1 protein-coding gene is annotated in these 1,441 nt (G+C 61.9%); it reads left to right on the forward strand.

From position 1 onward, the window contains the following. The first annotated feature begins 114 nt into the window (after positions 1-114). On the forward strand, positions 115-1,434 hold the full coding sequence (locus tag DID96_RS37680; protein ID WP_124604377.1) for an IS4 family transposase: 1,320 nt from the start codon (positions 115-117) through the stop codon (positions 1,432-1,434). Positions 1,435-1,441: the final 7 nt, after the last annotated feature.

Raw genomic sequence — 1,441 nt, forward strand, 5'->3', positions numbered from 1 at the left:
CATTCCATTACACACAAGTCGGCGTGAGCGGCTTGTAAACTTTCGCGGCTTGCCGTTTACTCTTGCTTTTTGCATGACGCGCGAATGGCACGAGCAACGGAGAGTTGGGCGGCAATGGAATTCAAGGGTATCGATCTGGGCGACAAGCGCTTGAACCAGCGGGCAATCTTGCTGGCCGAACAACTGTCGGGGAATCCGACTGCCAGCATTCCGCAGGCGTGCGGTGGCTGGGCCGAGACGGCGGCAGCTTATCGGTTTTTCGCGCAAGACAAGCTGGAATGGACCGACGTCATGGAGCCGCACTGGCAGTGCTCGGCCGAGCGGATGCGGGCATGCGACGTAGTGCTGTGCCTGGATGACACGACCGAGTTGAACTTCAACGGTCAGGACATCGCGGGGCTGGGGCCGTTGTCGTATGAAGCCCAGCGCGGCATGTACGTTCACGCGACCTACGCGGTCACGCCGCAGCGTGAACCGTTGGGCGTGTTGAATGCCTGGATGTGGGCGCGTGAGCGCAAGGGCGCCGATGGCGTGCGTGGCGGCGAGAAGGAAAGCACGCGCTGGATTGAAGGATACGAACGAGTGGCCGAGCAGGCGGCGGATCTGCCCGGCACGCAGTTGGTGTACGTTGCGGACCGGGAGTCGGACATCATCGCGCTGATGCGCCGAGCGCACGATCTTGGCTGTCCGGCGGACTGGCTGATTCGCGCCCAGCACAATCGCGTGTTGCCTGAGGGTCAAAGGCTCTGGGATCACGCCACGCAAGCTGAGCCGCTCGGTGAAATCCGTTTCACGTTGCCGGGTCGCCAGCGACAGAAGGCGCGGGAAGTTCATCAGCAAATATGGAGTCGACGGATCGATCTGCCCGGTGCCCAGGGCGGTGTGGTGTCGATCAGTTGCCTGGTCGCGCGCGAGATAGACGCGCCGGCCGGCGTGACGCCGATCGAATGGCGCTTGCTGACCAATCGCGACGTGCCGGATCTCGCCGAGGCCGCGCGGCTGATCGATTGGTATCGCGCCCGCTGGGAGGTGGAAACCTTCTTTCATGTGTTGAAGAACGGTTGCCGGGTCGAGGCGCTACAGTTGAGCACGATCGAGCGCATCGAGCGGGCACTGGCGGTGTTCATGGTGGTGGCGTGGCGCATCGCTCGTCTCATGCGGTTAGGCCGCACTTGCCCGGAGCTCGATGCCGGACTGCTGTTTGAGCCCGATGAATGGAAGGCCGCCTTCATCCTGAACAAGAAGACTCCGCCCGACAAACCGCCGCAACTGAATGAAGTGGTACGGCTCGTCGCCATGCTCGGCGGCTTCCTCGCGCGCAAAGGCGACGGCGAACCTGGCGTCAAAACCATCTGGCTAGGCATGCAGCGAATAGTGGACTTCGTTGCTGGCATCAGGTACATGCGCGAGATTGAGCATCAGACTTGTGTGTAATGGAATG

Origin of the sequence: Burkholderia sp. Bp8963 (assembly GCF_003854275.1) — a bacterium.
GTDB lineage: Bacteria > Pseudomonadota > Gammaproteobacteria > Burkholderiales > Burkholderiaceae > Burkholderia.